Origin of the sequence: Methylacidimicrobium sp. B4 (genome assembly GCF_017310545.1) — a bacterium.
In the GTDB taxonomy this organism is placed as follows: domain Bacteria; phylum Verrucomicrobiota; class Verrucomicrobiia; order Methylacidiphilales; family Methylacidiphilaceae; genus Methylacidimicrobium.
In genome coordinates this window covers 493,690-507,561 of the sequence record NZ_CP066203.1, presented here as the reverse complement: position 1 = coordinate 507,561, position 13,872 = coordinate 493,690, and the positions used below count along the sequence as shown (strand labels likewise).

16 protein-coding genes are annotated in these 13,872 nt (G+C 64.2%); 4 read left to right on the top strand and 12 right to left on the bottom strand.

Going from position 1 to position 13,872, the window contains the following annotated elements:
• Positions 1–52: 52 nt before the first annotated feature.
• From MacB4_RS02490 to MacB4_RS02445, 10 genes are read right to left on the bottom strand one after another with little or no spacing between them, the layout of a single operon-like run.
• Positions 53–694 carry an MBL fold metallo-hydrolase gene (locus MacB4_RS02490; protein ID WP_206864299.1) on the bottom strand — a complete coding sequence of 214 codons (642 nt, stop codon included), beginning with the start codon at positions 692–694 and terminating at the stop codon, positions 53–55.
• Complete coding sequence (locus tag MacB4_RS02485) at positions 691–2,256, bottom strand: family 1 glycosylhydrolase (RefSeq protein WP_206864298.1); 1,566 nt, start codon at positions 2,254–2,256, stop codon at positions 691–693. Before MacB4_RS02485 ends, MacB4_RS02490 begins: the two co-directional genes overlap by 4 nt.
• Positions 2,257–2,279: 23 nt before the next feature.
• Positions 2,280–3,482 (bottom strand): glycosyltransferase, encoded by a 1,203-nt coding sequence (locus MacB4_RS02480; RefSeq protein WP_206864297.1) that lies wholly within the window; start codon positions 3,480–3,482, stop codon positions 2,280–2,282.
• A 15-nt stretch (positions 3,483–3,497) separates the two neighbouring features.
• A complete protein-coding gene (locus MacB4_RS02475; RefSeq protein WP_206864296.1) occupies positions 3,498–4,022 on the bottom strand; it encodes an LptA/OstA family protein in 525 nt (174 codons plus the stop codon).
• On the bottom strand, positions 4,019–4,612 hold the full coding sequence (locus MacB4_RS02470) for a hypothetical protein (protein WP_206864295.1): 594 nt from the start codon (positions 4,610–4,612) through the stop codon (positions 4,019–4,021). Before MacB4_RS02470 ends, MacB4_RS02475 begins: the two co-directional genes overlap by 4 nt.
• The gene (gene kdsA / locus MacB4_RS02465; protein ID WP_206864294.1) at positions 4,581–5,384 is read right to left on the bottom strand and encodes a 3-deoxy-8-phosphooctulonate synthase; all 804 of its coding nucleotides are present in this window, start codon (positions 5,382–5,384) and stop codon (positions 4,581–4,583) included. Before kdsA ends, MacB4_RS02470 begins: the two co-directional genes overlap by 32 nt.
• 4 nt (positions 5,385–5,388) lie before the next feature.
• Positions 5,389–6,993: a CTP synthase gene (locus MacB4_RS02460; protein ID WP_206864293.1), complete on the bottom strand. Its 1,605-nt coding sequence runs from the start codon at positions 6,991–6,993 to the stop codon at positions 5,389–5,391.
• A 7-nt stretch (positions 6,994–7,000) separates the two neighbouring features.
• Positions 7,001–7,723 carry a 3-deoxy-manno-octulosonate cytidylyltransferase gene (kdsB, locus tag MacB4_RS02455; protein ID WP_206864292.1) on the bottom strand — a complete coding sequence of 241 codons (723 nt, stop codon included), beginning with the start codon at positions 7,721–7,723 and terminating at the stop codon, positions 7,001–7,003.
• A 21-nt stretch (positions 7,724–7,744) separates the two neighbouring features.
• Entirely contained in the window at positions 7,745–8,302 is a 558-nt protein-coding gene (locus MacB4_RS02450) for an HAD-IIIA family hydrolase (RefSeq protein WP_206864291.1), read from the bottom strand.
• Complete coding sequence (locus MacB4_RS02445; RefSeq protein WP_206864290.1) at positions 8,299–9,294, bottom strand: bifunctional heptose 7-phosphate kinase/heptose 1-phosphate adenyltransferase; 996 nt, start codon at positions 9,292–9,294, stop codon at positions 8,299–8,301. The genes MacB4_RS02450 and MacB4_RS02445 overlap by 4 nt, the downstream gene beginning before the upstream one ends.
• Positions 9,295–9,453: 159 nt before the next feature.
• On the opposite strand from MacB4_RS02445, the gene MacB4_RS02440 reads away from it, so the two are divergent.
• The gene (locus tag MacB4_RS02440) at positions 9,454–10,272 is read left to right on the top strand and encodes a prephenate dehydratase domain-containing protein (RefSeq protein ID WP_242529289.1); all 819 of its coding nucleotides are present in this window, start codon (positions 9,454–9,456) and stop codon (positions 10,270–10,272) included.
• Here the strand turns inward: MacB4_RS02440 and MacB4_RS02435 are convergent.
• On the bottom strand, positions 10,196–11,008 hold the full coding sequence (locus tag MacB4_RS02435) for a L,D-transpeptidase (RefSeq protein ID WP_206864289.1): 813 nt from the start codon (positions 11,006–11,008) through the stop codon (positions 10,196–10,198). The genes MacB4_RS02440 and MacB4_RS02435 overlap by 77 nt on opposite strands.
• A 203-nt stretch (positions 11,009–11,211) precedes the next feature.
• Here MacB4_RS02435 and MacB4_RS02430 point away from each other — a divergent pair, with 203 nt between their 5' ends.
• From MacB4_RS02430 to MacB4_RS02420, 3 genes are all read left to right on the top strand, one after another.
• Positions 11,212–12,399 (top strand): cation:proton antiporter, encoded by a 1,188-nt coding sequence (locus tag MacB4_RS02430; RefSeq protein ID WP_206864288.1) that lies wholly within the window; start codon positions 11,212–11,214, stop codon positions 12,397–12,399.
• A 138-nt stretch (positions 12,400–12,537) separates the two neighbouring features.
• Positions 12,538–12,870: a DUF3817 domain-containing protein gene (locus MacB4_RS02425; protein ID WP_206864287.1), complete on the top strand. Its 333-nt coding sequence runs from the start codon at positions 12,538–12,540 to the stop codon at positions 12,868–12,870.
• Positions 12,867–13,289 (top strand): CopD family protein, encoded by a 423-nt coding sequence (locus tag MacB4_RS02420; RefSeq protein WP_206864286.1) that lies wholly within the window; start codon positions 12,867–12,869, stop codon positions 13,287–13,289. The genes MacB4_RS02425 and MacB4_RS02420 overlap by 4 nt, the downstream gene beginning before the upstream one ends.
• Before the next feature lie 52 nt (positions 13,290–13,341).
• On the opposite strand, the gene MacB4_RS02415 is transcribed toward MacB4_RS02420, so the two are convergent.
• Positions 13,342–13,851, bottom strand: a complete 510-nt coding sequence (locus MacB4_RS02415; RefSeq protein ID WP_206864285.1) for an RDD family protein — start codon at positions 13,849–13,851, stop codon at positions 13,342–13,344.
• Positions 13,852–13,872: the final 21 nt, after the last annotated feature.

Sequence of the window (13,872 nt, the reverse complement as noted above, 5' to 3'; positions counted from 1 at the left end):
TTGTTCAAGACGCCCGGGATGGGGACTTCGTCGCTCGCCCGGCTCCTCCTATTCACTCTGCTTCTCCTTGCAGGAAGGGATTGGTCGCGCGCTCGGCACCGATGGTGGTCGGGCGGCCATGGCCGGGATAGACCATGGTTTCCGCGGGGAGGGGGAGGAGGTAGCGGCGGATGCCCTCGATCAGCTCTCTGCGGGAGCCGCCGGGCAGATCCCATCGGCCGACGCCGCCGGCGAAGAGGATGTCGCCGCCAAAGGTGCGCGAGGCGCGGGGCTCGTAGTAGGCGACGCTCCCGGGGCAGTGGCCGGGAATGTGAAAGAGGACGAACTCGCGTCCGCTGCAGCCCCAGCGGATGGAGCCATGCGGGGAGAGGGGGAGCGGGGTTACCTGCCGGAGAGGGGCATGCTCTCCCGAGATGCCATAGTTTCGCGGCCGGATGGGATGGTAGAGGAGGGGGAAGTCGGCCGGATGGGCATAGGCGACGGCTCCGAATTCGGAAACGAGCTCGGCCGCATCCCAGACATGGTCGAAGTGGCCATGGGTCAGGAGGAGGGTTTCGACGCGGAGCTTCTTATCGCGCAGAAAGGCAGCGATGCCTTGTGGCGCGTCGACGCAGATCCAGCCGTCCTCGCCGGGAAAGAGGTAGGCATTGGTCTGGAGGGGGCCGCCGGTAAAGGTTTGAAGATCGGGATTCATGCGTGGGCTCTTCGGCTCATGCGCTCACGGGCGCGGGCCACTTCTTCGGCATAGGTCTGCGCGGGAGCTTCCCCGGCGAGTCCGCTCTCCTTGCGCTCCCAGGAGTCCGGGGCGCCCGTCGAGTAGAGGCCGAAGCGTGGAGCATAGCTGCCCCACTCGTAGTTGTCGACGAGGGACCAGTAGAGGTAGCCGAAGAGGGGCGCTCCCTCTTCCCAGAGGCGCGTCACCATCTGGACGTGGGCGCGAATGTAGTCGGTCCGCCTAACCGCATCCGCCCGGTCTTCCAGGGTGCCAGAGGCGTTGCCCCGGTAGGCGATCCCGTTTTCGGCGATGAGCAAGGGAAGCCCGAAGCGGCGAAGCTGTTGGATCACGAAGGCGAGCCCCTCGGGAAGCATGTGCCAGTCCCACCATTTGCTCGTGAAGCCTTCCAAGACCCATTCGTGGAACGCCTTGTTCTGGCGCGGGAGCTCGTCGCGCCAGTGGGGCCAGCGAAAGGCGTGCTCGACGAAGGGGTCGTAGTAGTCGAAGGCGACGTAATCCAGAGGCCGGGTCGGGGCGGAGTAGATGGCTTCGATCAGCCGGTCCCAGGTATCCCCCAGGGAGTAGGCGTATGCGAGGAAGTGCTGCACCGTCTTGATGGCACTGCCGAGGACTCTCCGCCCGAGAGATAGGGTGGGGAAGCGGGCGCGTCCAAACTCCTCGTCGAGACGGCGGGCGTTTTCCCAGAGGTGAGAAAAGATCTTCTGCTTGGGAATCCCGCGGTGGCGGCAGTGGAGGAGGTCGAGCCATGCCTGATCGAGCCAGTAGAGGTTATTGGCGTAGTTGTTGAATCCGACCAGCGGGCGGACCGGGGTGTCTTGGTAGAGGTCGTGGATGACGCGGTAGGCGCGGATGTGGGCCTCCAGCAGATGCATCAGCACCTTGGCCGTCGGATGGATTCCCCGCGTCGGGCCCGTGGGAAAATAGCCGTAGAGGTAGTGGCAGGCGGCCAGCATGTTGGGCTCGTTGGTCGTGAGGTAGACGCGGGGCGGGAGAACCCCGTGCCTTTGCGCAAGCAGCGCGAGGAGGGCTCGGACGGTTTCGCGGACGTAGGCGATGTAGTGGTCGATCGTCTCGGTGCGCAGCCAGGCGTCCAGGCCCAGCCAGGCGGGATGGGTGAAATGGTGGAGGGTGACGATCGGCTCGAGCCCGTGGAGGCGGCAGTGGGCCAGGATCGCGGCGTACCGCTCGAGAGCCTCGGAATCGAAGGGGGGCGGCGGAGCGCCCGCATCCGGGTCGGGAAGGGCGCGGACCGGCTGGATCCGGCTCCAGGAGAGCTCGAGGCGAAAGGCGTTGAGTCCCAGCCGGGCCGCCCGCTCCACGTCGGCTTCGGCGAGCTCCCAGAAGTTGCTTGCACGGCCGGAAGCCTCGACCAGCCGGTCCCGCTCGGCCCAAGCCCAATTGTTGAGGGGTTCTCCCCGCCCGTTGATGCCTCCCTCGTGCTGGTAGCCGGAGGTCGCGACTCCCCAAAGGAATTGGGGCAAGGGTGTGGCGGCGGGCGGGAGGGAGGCCCGGGAAGGCATTCCCGGAAGCCCAAGGCTCTTCGCTAGAGCTTGACTCCCTTGGCTACCTGGGCAATCTGCTGCTTTTGCTTGCGACTGATCCAAACGGGTTCTGGCTCCTTGGCTTCATCCTCGAGGAGGCGGCGGACGATGATCTGCGCCGCATTCGGGCGGGCCGCGTTCCGAGCTGCCGTCCGCATCGCCTGCAAGCGAGAGGGATCGCAAAGGAGGGAGTCGACCTTGTAGGCGAGGGTCGTGAACTCGTGGCATTTGATGGCCGCCCCCTGTTCGAGGAGATAATCGCTGTTGAGCTCTTCCTGACCCGGGATCGGAGCCACCACGACCATCGGTAGCCCCCTGGCCATCGATTCGGAGGCGGTGAGCCCTCCGGGCTTGCCGATCAAAAGGTCGGCGGCGGCCATCCACCGGTGCATCTCGTGGGTGAAGCCGAGCACTCTCAAGGGAGGGGAGCTGCCCCTATCGGCTCTCGTCTGTGCGAGGCGTTCGTGAAGAGGTGGATTCTTGCCGCAGATCACGACGATCTGCGCGGGTGTGGAGAGGCCTCGCAGGGATTCGACCACCACCTCGGCCGGTCCGACGCCAAGGGCTCCGGCGGAGACCAGGAGAAGCGGGAGGTCGGGGGCGAGCCCCAAGGCGCGGCGCGCCTCCGAACGGCCGAGGGGCTGGGAAAAGACCGGGTCGATCGGGATCCCGCTCACGGTGATCCGCTCTTCCGGCAGGCCCAGGCGGCTCAAATGGACGCGCGTCTCCTCGGTGGCCACGAAATAGCGGTGGAAAAGGCGGCAGAGCCACATGGCATGGAAGTGGAAGTCGGTCACGACGATCGACAGGCGCGTGCGCAAGCCAGCCTGGGAGATCAAGTGGGAGATCAGCTCCGCGGGAAGGAAGTGGGTGCAGACGGTAATGTCCGGCGCATAGCTTTCAATGAACTCGACCAGGGGACCCGTATTGAGCCGATCGAGCATGAGGCGCATCCGGTCGGTCTTCCAGGGCTCGTCGGTCATCTTGTACCACCAGCCGAGGAAGGCGGGCGCCTTCTCCACGAGCTGGATGTAGAGGCTCGAATAGAAGTCGCGGAAGATCTTGTTGGTAAACTTGAGGGCATCGACGGTCAGGACCTCGTCGGTTTCCGGTTGATGGCGGAAGACCTTGCCGAGCGCCTCGGCGGCGCGCAGATGCCCCGTGCCGGCGCTCGTGGAAAGGATAAGAACTCGTCGACGAAACATAGCGCGTGCGCTCGGTTATCGATTCGATGCGGGTTGCGGCGCCTGCGGCTGATTCACCCCTTGGTAGAGGACGACCTTGCTATGGCCGTCCACCTGCATCTGATCGGTGTCCCGAAAGAGGGTGATGACCGTTCCCGTAACATGATTCTGGCTGTCGATTACCTCGGGATTGCCGGTCATGATGAGCTTGTTCTCAGCGACGATGTATTCCATCTGGTGCGACTTACCCGTCCGATTGGGCTGCTCGAGGAGGGCATCGCCCCGGGCGATCAACCGTTTCACCTGGCTGCCGGTCTCATCGAAGAAGACGGTCATTTCGTTGGACCTCAGCCGCATGTTGTTGGTGATCATGATGACATTTCCGTTAAAGAAGCCTTGATGGATGTTCATGTCCAGCCGGAAAGTGTTGGAGGTGACGACCGTCGCGTCCGGGTGCGTCTGCAGCTCTGGGGGCTTCGCCTCGGGGAATTGTGCGCGAAGCTCGGCGGCGGATGTGGCGATGAGGACCAGGCAGGCGACGAGCGGCAGGAGGGACTTCATGGGGAGGATTCCAACGGTTTCAGGGCAGGGGCTCCGCCCTGCCGCAAGGCGGGGGCGCTGCTTCCGCTGCTCTCTTGCTTGGTGGGCTTGGCCAGCGGGAGATGGAAGAGGACCACACGGACATTTTGCCGGAAGACGCCTCGATGCTCTCCGACCTCCCAGTCCATGATCTGGCTCGTGAGCCTCAGATCGGGCCGCTCGATGACCGCCCCGGATTGTGTGCTCAGCCGATTCTCAAGCTTCCAGAGGTCGCAGCGGGGGGAGAGAATCGTGGTGCCCACCTTGCCTTGGTCGTAGAGATCGATCTTCATGTCGATGATTTCCGTGCGATTGACGCTGATCGCCCGCGCTTCGCGCCCGGTAATGACGCCGTCAAGCTCTCCCTGGGAGTTCCGTTGGGGGAGACGGAACTCCTTGACCACCGATCCGAGCGGGATGGAAGCGGAATCGGCCTCCAATCGTTCGGAGAAAACGAGGGCCGTCGTCGCGCAGAAGGCGAGGAGAAGGAGAGCCCTCCCGGAGCGGATCGTCCATCGCGCGGGCAGGGTGTGGCCATTCCTACGCGGGATCGCCGTCTTTGGCCGCTTCATGAATCTTCAAGAGCCTTTCGAGAACCGAGGGGATCTGCCTCAGGGGGATCATGGTCGCCCCGTCCGAGGGGGATTGCTCGGGTGTCGGATGCGTTTCCAGGAAGAGTCCGTCGATTCCTACCGCCACGGCGGCTCGGGCCAGGGGGTAGGCGAGATCTCGATCGCCTCCGGACGAGGAGCCGAGTGCGCTCGGCCGCTGGACCGAGTGGGTGGCGTCGAAGATGACGCGATGTCCGCGGCTCCGCATCTGGACCAGGTTGCGCATGTCGACGACGAGGTCATGATAGCCGAACGAGGTGCCTCTTTCGGTAAAAAAGAAGCTGGGGCAGCCGGCCGAGCGGAGCTTTTCCGCGATGCGATCCATGTCCGAGGCGGCGAGAAATTGTCCCTTCTTTACGTTGATGGGCTTCCCGGTCTGGGCGGCGGCCAAGAGGAGGTCGGTCTGCCGGGAGAGAAACGCCGGGATCTGCAGCAGATCGACGACCGACGCGACGGGTGCTGCCTGAGCGCTCTCGTGGACGTCTGTGGTGACGGGAACGCCCAGCTTTTCCCGGATTCGTCCCAGCACCTCCAGGCCCGCTGCCAATCCCGGGCCGCGGTAGGAGTCGATGGAAGACCGGTTGGCCTTGTCGAAGGATGCCTTGAAGCAGAACGGGATCCCGAGTCGAGAGGTGGCTTCCTGCAGGCTCGCGGCAATCCGGAAGGCCAGGGTCTCGGACTCGAGGACGCAAGGCCCGGCAACCAGGAAAAAGGATCGGCTCTCCGTGAACATGAGACTATCCGGCCGAGACGTGGAGCGCTTCCCGCAGAAAGCCCGCAAAGAGAGGATGGGGGGAGTTGGGGCGCGAATGAAACTCCGGATGGAACTGGCAACCGATGAACCAGGGGTGGTCGGTGAGCTCCAAAAGCTCGACGAGCATCGTATCCTCGGTGGTTCCCGCGATGGCGAAGCCCGAACGTTCGAAGGCTTCGCGATAGGCGTTGTTGAACTCGTAGCGGTGGCGGTGGCGCTCCCGAATCGAAAGGGTCTGATAGGCGGCCTGGCTCTTGGTTCCAGGAACGAGCTGGCAGAGGGAAGCGCCTAGCCGCATCGAACCCCCCTTTTGCGCTGCATGGCGCTGTTCTTCGAGCAGGCAGATGACCGGATCGGGTGTCGTCGGTCGGAACTCGGTGCTATGGGCTTCCGGCAGGCCGAGCACGTTCCGGGCAAACTCGACGGCTGCGATCTGCATGCCCAGGCAGAGGCCCAGATAGGGGATCTTTCGTTCCCGGGCAAAGCGAGCGGCCTCGATCTTGCCCTGAACGCCCCGGTGGCCGAAGCCTCCCGGCACGATGATTCCCTGTGCCTTGCCGAGCAGCTCCTCCGGTCCTCGCCGCTCCACCTCTTCCGCATCGACGGGGAGCAGGTCGACGCTGGCCTGGAGGGAGGCCCCCGCATGGACCAGGGCCTCGGAGACGCTCTTGTAGGCATCGTGATGCTCGATGTACTTGCCGACCATGGCGATCCGGACCCGGTACTTGGGAGCGAGGATCTGCTGGAGGAACTTTTCCCATTCCCGCAGGTCCGCGGGTGGCAGCGCCAGGCGGAGCGATCGGACGACCAGCTCGTCGAGGCGTTCCTTTTGGAGAAGGAGAGGGAGCTCGTAGATCGAGTGTTCCAAGTCGATCTCCTCGACGACCGCTTCGAGCGGGACGCTGCAGTAGAGTGCCAGCTTGCTCCGCACGTCGGGGGTGAGCGAACGCTCGGTGCGGCAGACGAGGATGTTGGGTTGGATGCCGATCTCCCGGAGCTTGGCGACACTCTGCTGGGTCGGCTTGCTCTTGAGCTCCCCGGCCGCGCGCAGGTAGGGAACCAGGGTGACGTGGAGGAAGAGAGCATTGCCAGGGCCGACCTCGAGGGCCAGCTGGCGGACGGCCTCCAGGAAAGGAAGGCCTTCGATGTCTCCGGTCGTTCCACCAATTTCGGTGATGAGCAAATCGTAGTCACCCGTGGTCGCTGCCGCCCGGATCCGCTCCTTGATTTCGTCGGTGACATGGGGGATGACCTGGACGGTCTTCCCAAGATAGTCGCCGCGCCTTTCCTTGTGGATGACCGATTCGTAGATCTGACCGGTGGTCGCATTGTTCTTCCGGGTGAGCTTGACCGAGGTGAACCGCTCGTAGTGGCCGAGGTCGAGATCGGTTTCGGCTCCGTCCTCGAGCACGTAAACCTCTCCATGCTGGTAGGGGTTCATCGTGCCGGGATCGACGTTGAGGTAGGGGTCGAGCTTCTGCAGGGAAATCTTGAGTCCCCGATGTTCGAGGATCGTGCCCAAGGCAGCGGCGGTCAAGCCTTTCCCGAGGGAGCTCACTACCCCACCCGTGACAAACACGTATTTCATCTTTGGTTCAGTTTTTTTGCAAGAGCCGCTCGATGCGCCCGATGTCCTCCGGAACGTCGACACCGAACGAGCGCATGGCGGTGGGTACGGTGATCACCGGCATGCCGTTTTCCAAAGCGCGCAGCTGCTCGAGTCTCTCTGCCTGCTCCAGCTCGCCCGGCGGGAAACCGACGAAGCGCCGGAGAGCTTCCGCCTGGAACGCATAAATTCCCACGTGCGCCCATCGGGGAGCACCCCGCCCCCCGCTGCGGACAAAGGGAATGGCCGCTCGGGAGAAGTAAAGCGCGTAACCCCGCCGGTCGCAAACCACTTTTGTCACATTCGGGTTTTCCGCTTCCTCCGGTGTCAGCTTCCGTCGAAAGGTGGCGATGGGAGCCGAGCCCATTTCCGCAATCAGCCGGTCGATTTCTCCGGGGTCGATGGCCGGCTCATCTCCCTGAAGATTGACGTAGCGATCCGCGGGAAGCCGCCCAGCGACCTCCGCCATCCGATCGGTGCCGGACCTGTGGTCGGAGCGGGTCATCTCGACCCGGGCCCCGAATCCGCGGGCCGCCTCGAGGATCCGGTGGTCGTCGGTCGCCACCACCACCTCGCGCACCCTGCGGCAGCCGACGGCCGCCTCCCAGACCCACTGGAGCAGCGGCTTTCCGGCCACCAGAGCCAGCGGCTTGCCCGGAAAGCGGCTCGAAGCCCAGCGCGCGGGGATGACCAGAACCGCCTCTTCGCCCATGGGAATCCTTCTGGGCCAGCCCTATGCCGGAGGCGGCGAGGCCAAAATCCAATCGGCTGCCTCCGACAGGGAAGGGACGACCCGGTCGGCGAGGTTTCGTGCCCAGTCCCGCGCGCGCGCGGCCTCTCTCTTCGGCTCCTTGGCCGCCAGCAGGATGGTGCGGCAGCCCGCGTTGCGCCCGCAGAGGACGTCGGCGATCCGGTCACCGACGAAATAGGACCGGCCCAGCTCGATGTCGAACTCGTGCGCCGCACGCCAAAGGAAGAGCGGGGAGGGCTTCCGATCCCCCAGGGGGTCGTTGTCGGGAGAGGCGAAGGAGAGATAGATCTTCGAGAAAAACGGCACCTCCAGCCGACTCTGGATCGCCCGGTTCACCGCTTCGACCTCTTCCCGGCGGATCCAGCCACGGCCGACCCCTGACTGATTGCTCACCAGAAAGAGCAGGAAGCCGGCAGCCTTGAGGCGGGCGAGGCTCTCCCTTGCTCCCTCGGCGAGGACGACCTTCTCCGGGTCCCCCAGGTAGGGGATGTTTTCGATCAGGGTGTCGTCCCGATCGAAAAAGACCGCCCTCCTTCTCATGGGAGCTTCGCGAGGTGTGCTCGCAGCTCTTCTGGAGAGACCGTTGCGGTCCCGAGCTTCCCGACCACGATGCCCGCCCCGAGATTCGCCAGCTTGGCGGCCTCGAGCGCCTCCGAGCCAGCGGCGAGCGCCAGCGAGAAAAGGCAGAGGGAGGTGTCTCCGGCCCCGGAGACATCGAAGACCTCGCGCGCCGCAGTGGGGATCCGCTGGCTGCGGCTCTGCTCGTCGAGCAGGAGCATGCCTTCCTCCCCGAGCGTGACGAGCAGGTGGAGGCATCCCCAGCGCTCTTGCAGCAGCCGGGCAGCCTTCTCGACCGAGGCGAGGTTCTCGTCGGGATCTTCGGTGCTGCTCAGCGCGAGTGCTTCCGAACGGTTCGGCTTGAGCACGCTCACCCCCTTCCAGGAAAGGCGGTTGTGGGTATGCGGATCCGCCGCCGTGAGCTTTCCAGACCGAACTCCCTCTTCCAGGATGAGGTCGACGACCTCCTGATCGAGCAGCCCCTTCGCGTAGTCTTCGACCAGGATCAAGTCGCATGCGGGGATCGCCTGCCGAAGGAAATCGAGCAGCTCTCCCCGGGCCGGAAAGGGCAAGGCGTCGCGGGTTTCGCGATCGACCCGGACGATCTGCTGCTGCCTTCCAAAGACCCGGGTCTTGACGGTCGTCGGCCGGCCGGGAATGCGCCAGATCCCGCCGACGTCGCAACCCGTCCGCTTCAAGGATCCGATCAGCTCCTCCCCCGGGAGATCGTCCCCGACGATCCCGCACAGGGTGACCTTGGGGGTAAATTCCAGGAGGTTTCGGGCGACGTTGGCCGCACCCCCCGGAAAGCGCGAGGAGCGCTGCACCTCGACCACAGGGACCGGGGCCTCCGGAGAGAGCCGGCGGACGCGCCCCCAAAGGAACTCATCGAGCATGAGGTCTCCAATCACCAGGGCCCGCAAGCTGCGGAAACGGGTCAGAAGCAGATCTAGTCGTTCAGGGGCGAGAGGCACGCACGCAACGGGTACCCTATCGTTCCTCTTCTGTCAAACGTCGTCTCCCGCCTTGCCCGAGCAGGCAGATCGGATGGACAAGCAAACGATCTTGCGCCGCCAGGAATTCTTCCCAAGGATAGAGGGCTATACCCCCCTGCGGGAAAGGAGAATCGACCATTGCCCACGATCGCCTATCTCGGTCCCGAGCATACCTTTTCCCATCTGGTCGCTCGGAAGAGGTTCCCGGATGGCCCGCTTCTGCCCTGCGTCTCGATCGCCGAGGTGGTCGCCTTCGCGCAGGCGGAGGAAGATCATCTGGGCCTCGTCCCGATCGAAAACTCCTCGGGCGGGATGATCCTGGAGACAGTCGATCTCCTTCTGGACGAAGCCCAGCCGCTCTTCATTCAGGAAGAGCTCTCTCTCCACGTCCGGCTGGCCCTGATCGGACGTTCCGGGGAGCAGCCCCGCATCGTCTATTCGCACTGGGCGCCCCTGGGTCATTGCCGACATTGGATCGAACGCCGGTTTCCTCGGGCCGAGCTGCGGGTTGCCGGAAGCACCTCCGAGGCCGCCCGCCTTTCGGCGAAGACGCCCGGAGCTGCCGCGCTGGCCACGCGCGAGGCGGCAGCGGCAGCCGGGCTTGCCGTGCTCCACTACCCGGTGGAAGAAGGGATCGTCAATCTGACCCAGTTTGTCCTCTTGGGCAGGAGCAAGCCCGCTCCCGGGGGCCGAGAGACGAGCCTCGTTTTCTCCCTGCCACAGGAGCCGGGAAGCCTCTGTTCGTTCCTGGAAGCGTTTCGCGCCGAAGGGATCAACCTGAAGCGGATCGTTTCCCGACCCGTGCCGGGGCAGCCGAACACCTACGTCTTCTTCGCCAGCTTGGAGGGCAGCGACCAAGAAGGTCCGATGGAGAGGGCGCTCAGGAAGGCCGAGGGGCGGGCGAGCCGGTGCCGGTCCCTGGGTTCTTATCCGGTCCTTGCCCCTTACGAGTCGTAGCGTCCGGCTCCTCTGCTCCGAGTCCGTTGGCCGGCTTGAGGAGATCTTCCCAAGGAGTGGTGAAGCTCTTGTCCGAGAGGAAGAAAGACGAAGGAGGGTCGGCCGCCTTTTCATCCTGGGGATGGCGAAGCCCTTTCCCGAGGGTCTGATCCTCCGGCTGGCTCTTTGCAATGCAAATGCGCGTCCCCCTGCCGATCAACTCGTAGAAGCGCTCGGCGTCTCTGCCGGTCAGGTGGAGGCAGCCGTGTGTTCCGGGAGAGGACCAGAGGAATCCTTCGTGAAAGCCGTAGCCGGGCAGGAACCCCACCCAGAAGGGCATCGGGTAGCCGACATACTTCCACCCGGGGTTCTTGTCGGGAGGTCCCCCGGCTTTTGTCCCTTCGACCGCCTGGTTCTCCTTGACCCAGAATCCATACTTGCCCGAGCGGCGCCGCGTGGCCTTGCCCCTGACACGAAATTGGCCCGTGGGCGTGGCATATCCGGGCTTGCCCGAGCAGGTCGGGGCGACCAGGAGCGGACGGTTGCCTTCCATCACGTAGACGACCCGATTTTCCAGAGAGACCTTGACGATCCGCTCGGGAGCAGCGGACGGATGGAGCCGATGGTGGGCGGCGGCGCTCCGGGAACGCGAGTGGGTCTTCCGAGCCCAGGCGGAAGGACCGGGGAGGAAGAGCGCGAGAGCCGGCAGCGACAGGGCAAGACCGAAAACGAGCCAACCACGCCCAAAAATACGCATCGTCGCGATGAGTCGAACTCTTCTATCGGATTCGGCGGCTCGGGAAAAGACCAAAAGGTCGATCGAGCCCGCTCGCCCGCTTCTGCCTCCTCAAAAAGGCGATTTCTCTATGTCTTCATAAAACATTTGCGTAACCTGAGCACTACCCGCAAGCCGACCTCCTCTTCGATTCGAAGGTTCCCGCAAGGTCAGCAAAGGACCGCATGCCACTCGACAACCCCTGGGTCTTCCTTGCGATCTGGATGGGAGCGGCCTTTCTTGCAGCCGTACTCGCGCTCCAGCTTCGGGTCTCGGTTGCGTTGATGGAGGTTCTGGTCGGAATCGGGCTGAGCCATTTCCTCGGAATGGAGCAACCGACCGAGTGGATGGTCTTTCTGGCGAGGATGGGAAGCGTGACGCTCGCCTTTCTTGCCGGGACGGAGATCGACCCCCGCTCGTTCCGGCACCACGCGGCCTCCAGCCTCATCATCGGCTTCCTCTCCTTTCTCTTGCCCTTCGGCCTCATCTATCTGCTGGCGCACTCCGTTCTCGGCTGGAGCTCCGCGCAGTCGATCATCGCCGGGATCGCCCTGGCGACCACATCGGTCGCGATCGTCTATACGACCGTGGTCGAAAAGGGGATGGAGTCGAGCCGCTTCGGTCAGCTGCTCCTGACGAGCTGCTTCGTAACCGACTTTGCTTCGGTCTTGGCCCTGGGCCTCTTCTTCACGCACTGGTCGACCCATTCGCTGCTTCTGCTCCTCGTCGCTCTTCTCCTGCTTCTGGCGCTGCCGCTTTCGCTCGGACCCCTGCTCCGCTGGCTGCGGCAAAGTCCGGTCAGCGAACCGGAAATCAAGTTCCTCTTCTTTATGCTCGCCCTTCTCGGAGCGCTCGCTTCGGTCGCGCAGACCGAGCCCGTGCTGCCCGCCTACATCGCCGGCGTCCTCGTCGCGAAATCCTTTGCCATCGATCGGCAACTGGTCTATCGGATGCGCTCGCTTGCGTATGGGCTGCTCACGCCTTTTTTTTTCATGAAGGCGGGCTTCCACATTTCGCTCCATGCGCTTCTCTACGGCGCGCTCCCCATCGGCCTGCTCTTCGGCGTGAAAATCCTGAGCAAGATGACCGCGGTCTGGCCAACGCTCCTGGCATTCCGGTTCTCGCGGCAGGAGGCTTGTTTCGGCTCCTTGCTGACCAGCGGCGGGCTCACCTTTGGCCTTATCGCCGCTCACTACGGCGTGGCAAACGGCATCTTGGGGAGGAGGCTCTACTCGGAGGTGACGATCTCCATTCTCCTGAGCACCCTGATCCCGGTGATCGGGGCGAGCCGGCTCTTCCCGCGGGTCGGCCCCGGGGGAAAGGAGGGCGAGCGCGAGATTGCCAAGCCCGGGGAGTTCGAGGAGGAGGGGTGAGCTCCGGAGCAAATGGCTGGGAAGACTATTTGGCTGGCGGTCGCCCGGGATCGTGGTTTATCTAGTGCGCGGCGGGCTTGCGGGCTGACTGATCAACCGCACCCGGAAAGAAGGGAACACGCTTGGGAAGGAGTTGCCATGCCTGATCGCACGCTCATCCGGAGGCTGCGCCTCGCCTCGCTGCTCGAGGGCTTCACCTTGCTTTTGCTCCTCTTCGTGGCCGTTCCCGCCAAGCACCTTTTCGGCCATCCAATGGCCGTCCGGGTTGTCGGCTCGGTTCATGGCCTCTTTTTCCTCTTCTTTCTCTGGAGCCTGATTGCGGCTGCTTCCGCTGGAGGCTGGTCTCGCGGTGAGCTTGTGCGCATCTTCATCGGGGCCTTCATCCCCTTCGGCGTCTTTCTCAACGCTCCTCTGCTCAAGCAGAAGGAGCTGGTCGTGACCGTCAGCGAACCGAGGGGGGAGGGCCGTTGACCTACCTCTGGCTCAAGGCCCTGCACGTTGCGTCGGTCCTCGTCTGGGTCGGCGGCCTCTTCACGCAGTCGATCGTGCTCGCTGCCGCAGCACGGACGGGCCTGGATTCCTCTTCCCGCGCGCTGGTCGCCTCGATCCGCTCGTGGGACGGTCGGGTGGTCCTGCCCGCACTGATCCTGACCTGGGTGCTCGGGATCGTGCTGGGCGTCCTCAGCGGAAGCTTTCGGACGGGGTGGCTTTCGGCCAAGCTCGTCTTCGTGATTGTCCTCTCGGGCCTGCATGGGATGCAGGCCGGGATGCTTCGCCGCGCGTCGTCCCATCCCGAGGCGCGGATTGCCGGGTTCGTGCGCTGGTTGCCCGGGCTGATTGCCCTGTCGGTGCTCGCGATTGCGATCCTTGTCGTCGTGAAGCCGGGATAAGCAGAACCGCGACCGGCCACGCGGCTTTCCGATCTCCTTTCCCCTTCCCCGATTACCCTTGCGACGGTGGGGGAGGGTATTCGCTAGGGACGACGTGAGTCCCGGAGAGGCGATCGACGAACCGGTAGTAGATCCAAAGGGCTGACGGGATGCTCAGCAGCAAAAGACCCCAGTGAAGGAGCGACGGAAGCTTGGCTCCCGAAAGAAAGAGCGGCCAGAGCGTCAGGATTGCCCCTGCGATCCGGCAGAGGTGGCGGAGGGTGGCACGCACCAAGGTCACCGGTTCTCCCTCGGCGGTATAGACGCGAAGGTTGAGCCAGGTCTTTCCCTGCGTGGCGCCATGCGAGCTCCGCTCCAAGAGAGCGAAATAGGCCCAGGGGCCGAGGATAAAGGCCGCCGGCATGCCGATCGCCCGGAAGGTAGCGATCGCCTCATGATGGTGGGAGAGGTAGAAGGTCGCAGCGAAGCCTTCGAGCTGAAAGAGCACGAGGGCCACGAAGTAGGCACCGAAGGCATCGATCAGGTCGGCCGTGATTCTCCGCCGCCAGTAGTACCGAACCATGCCGTCTCCCCGCGGACCCGC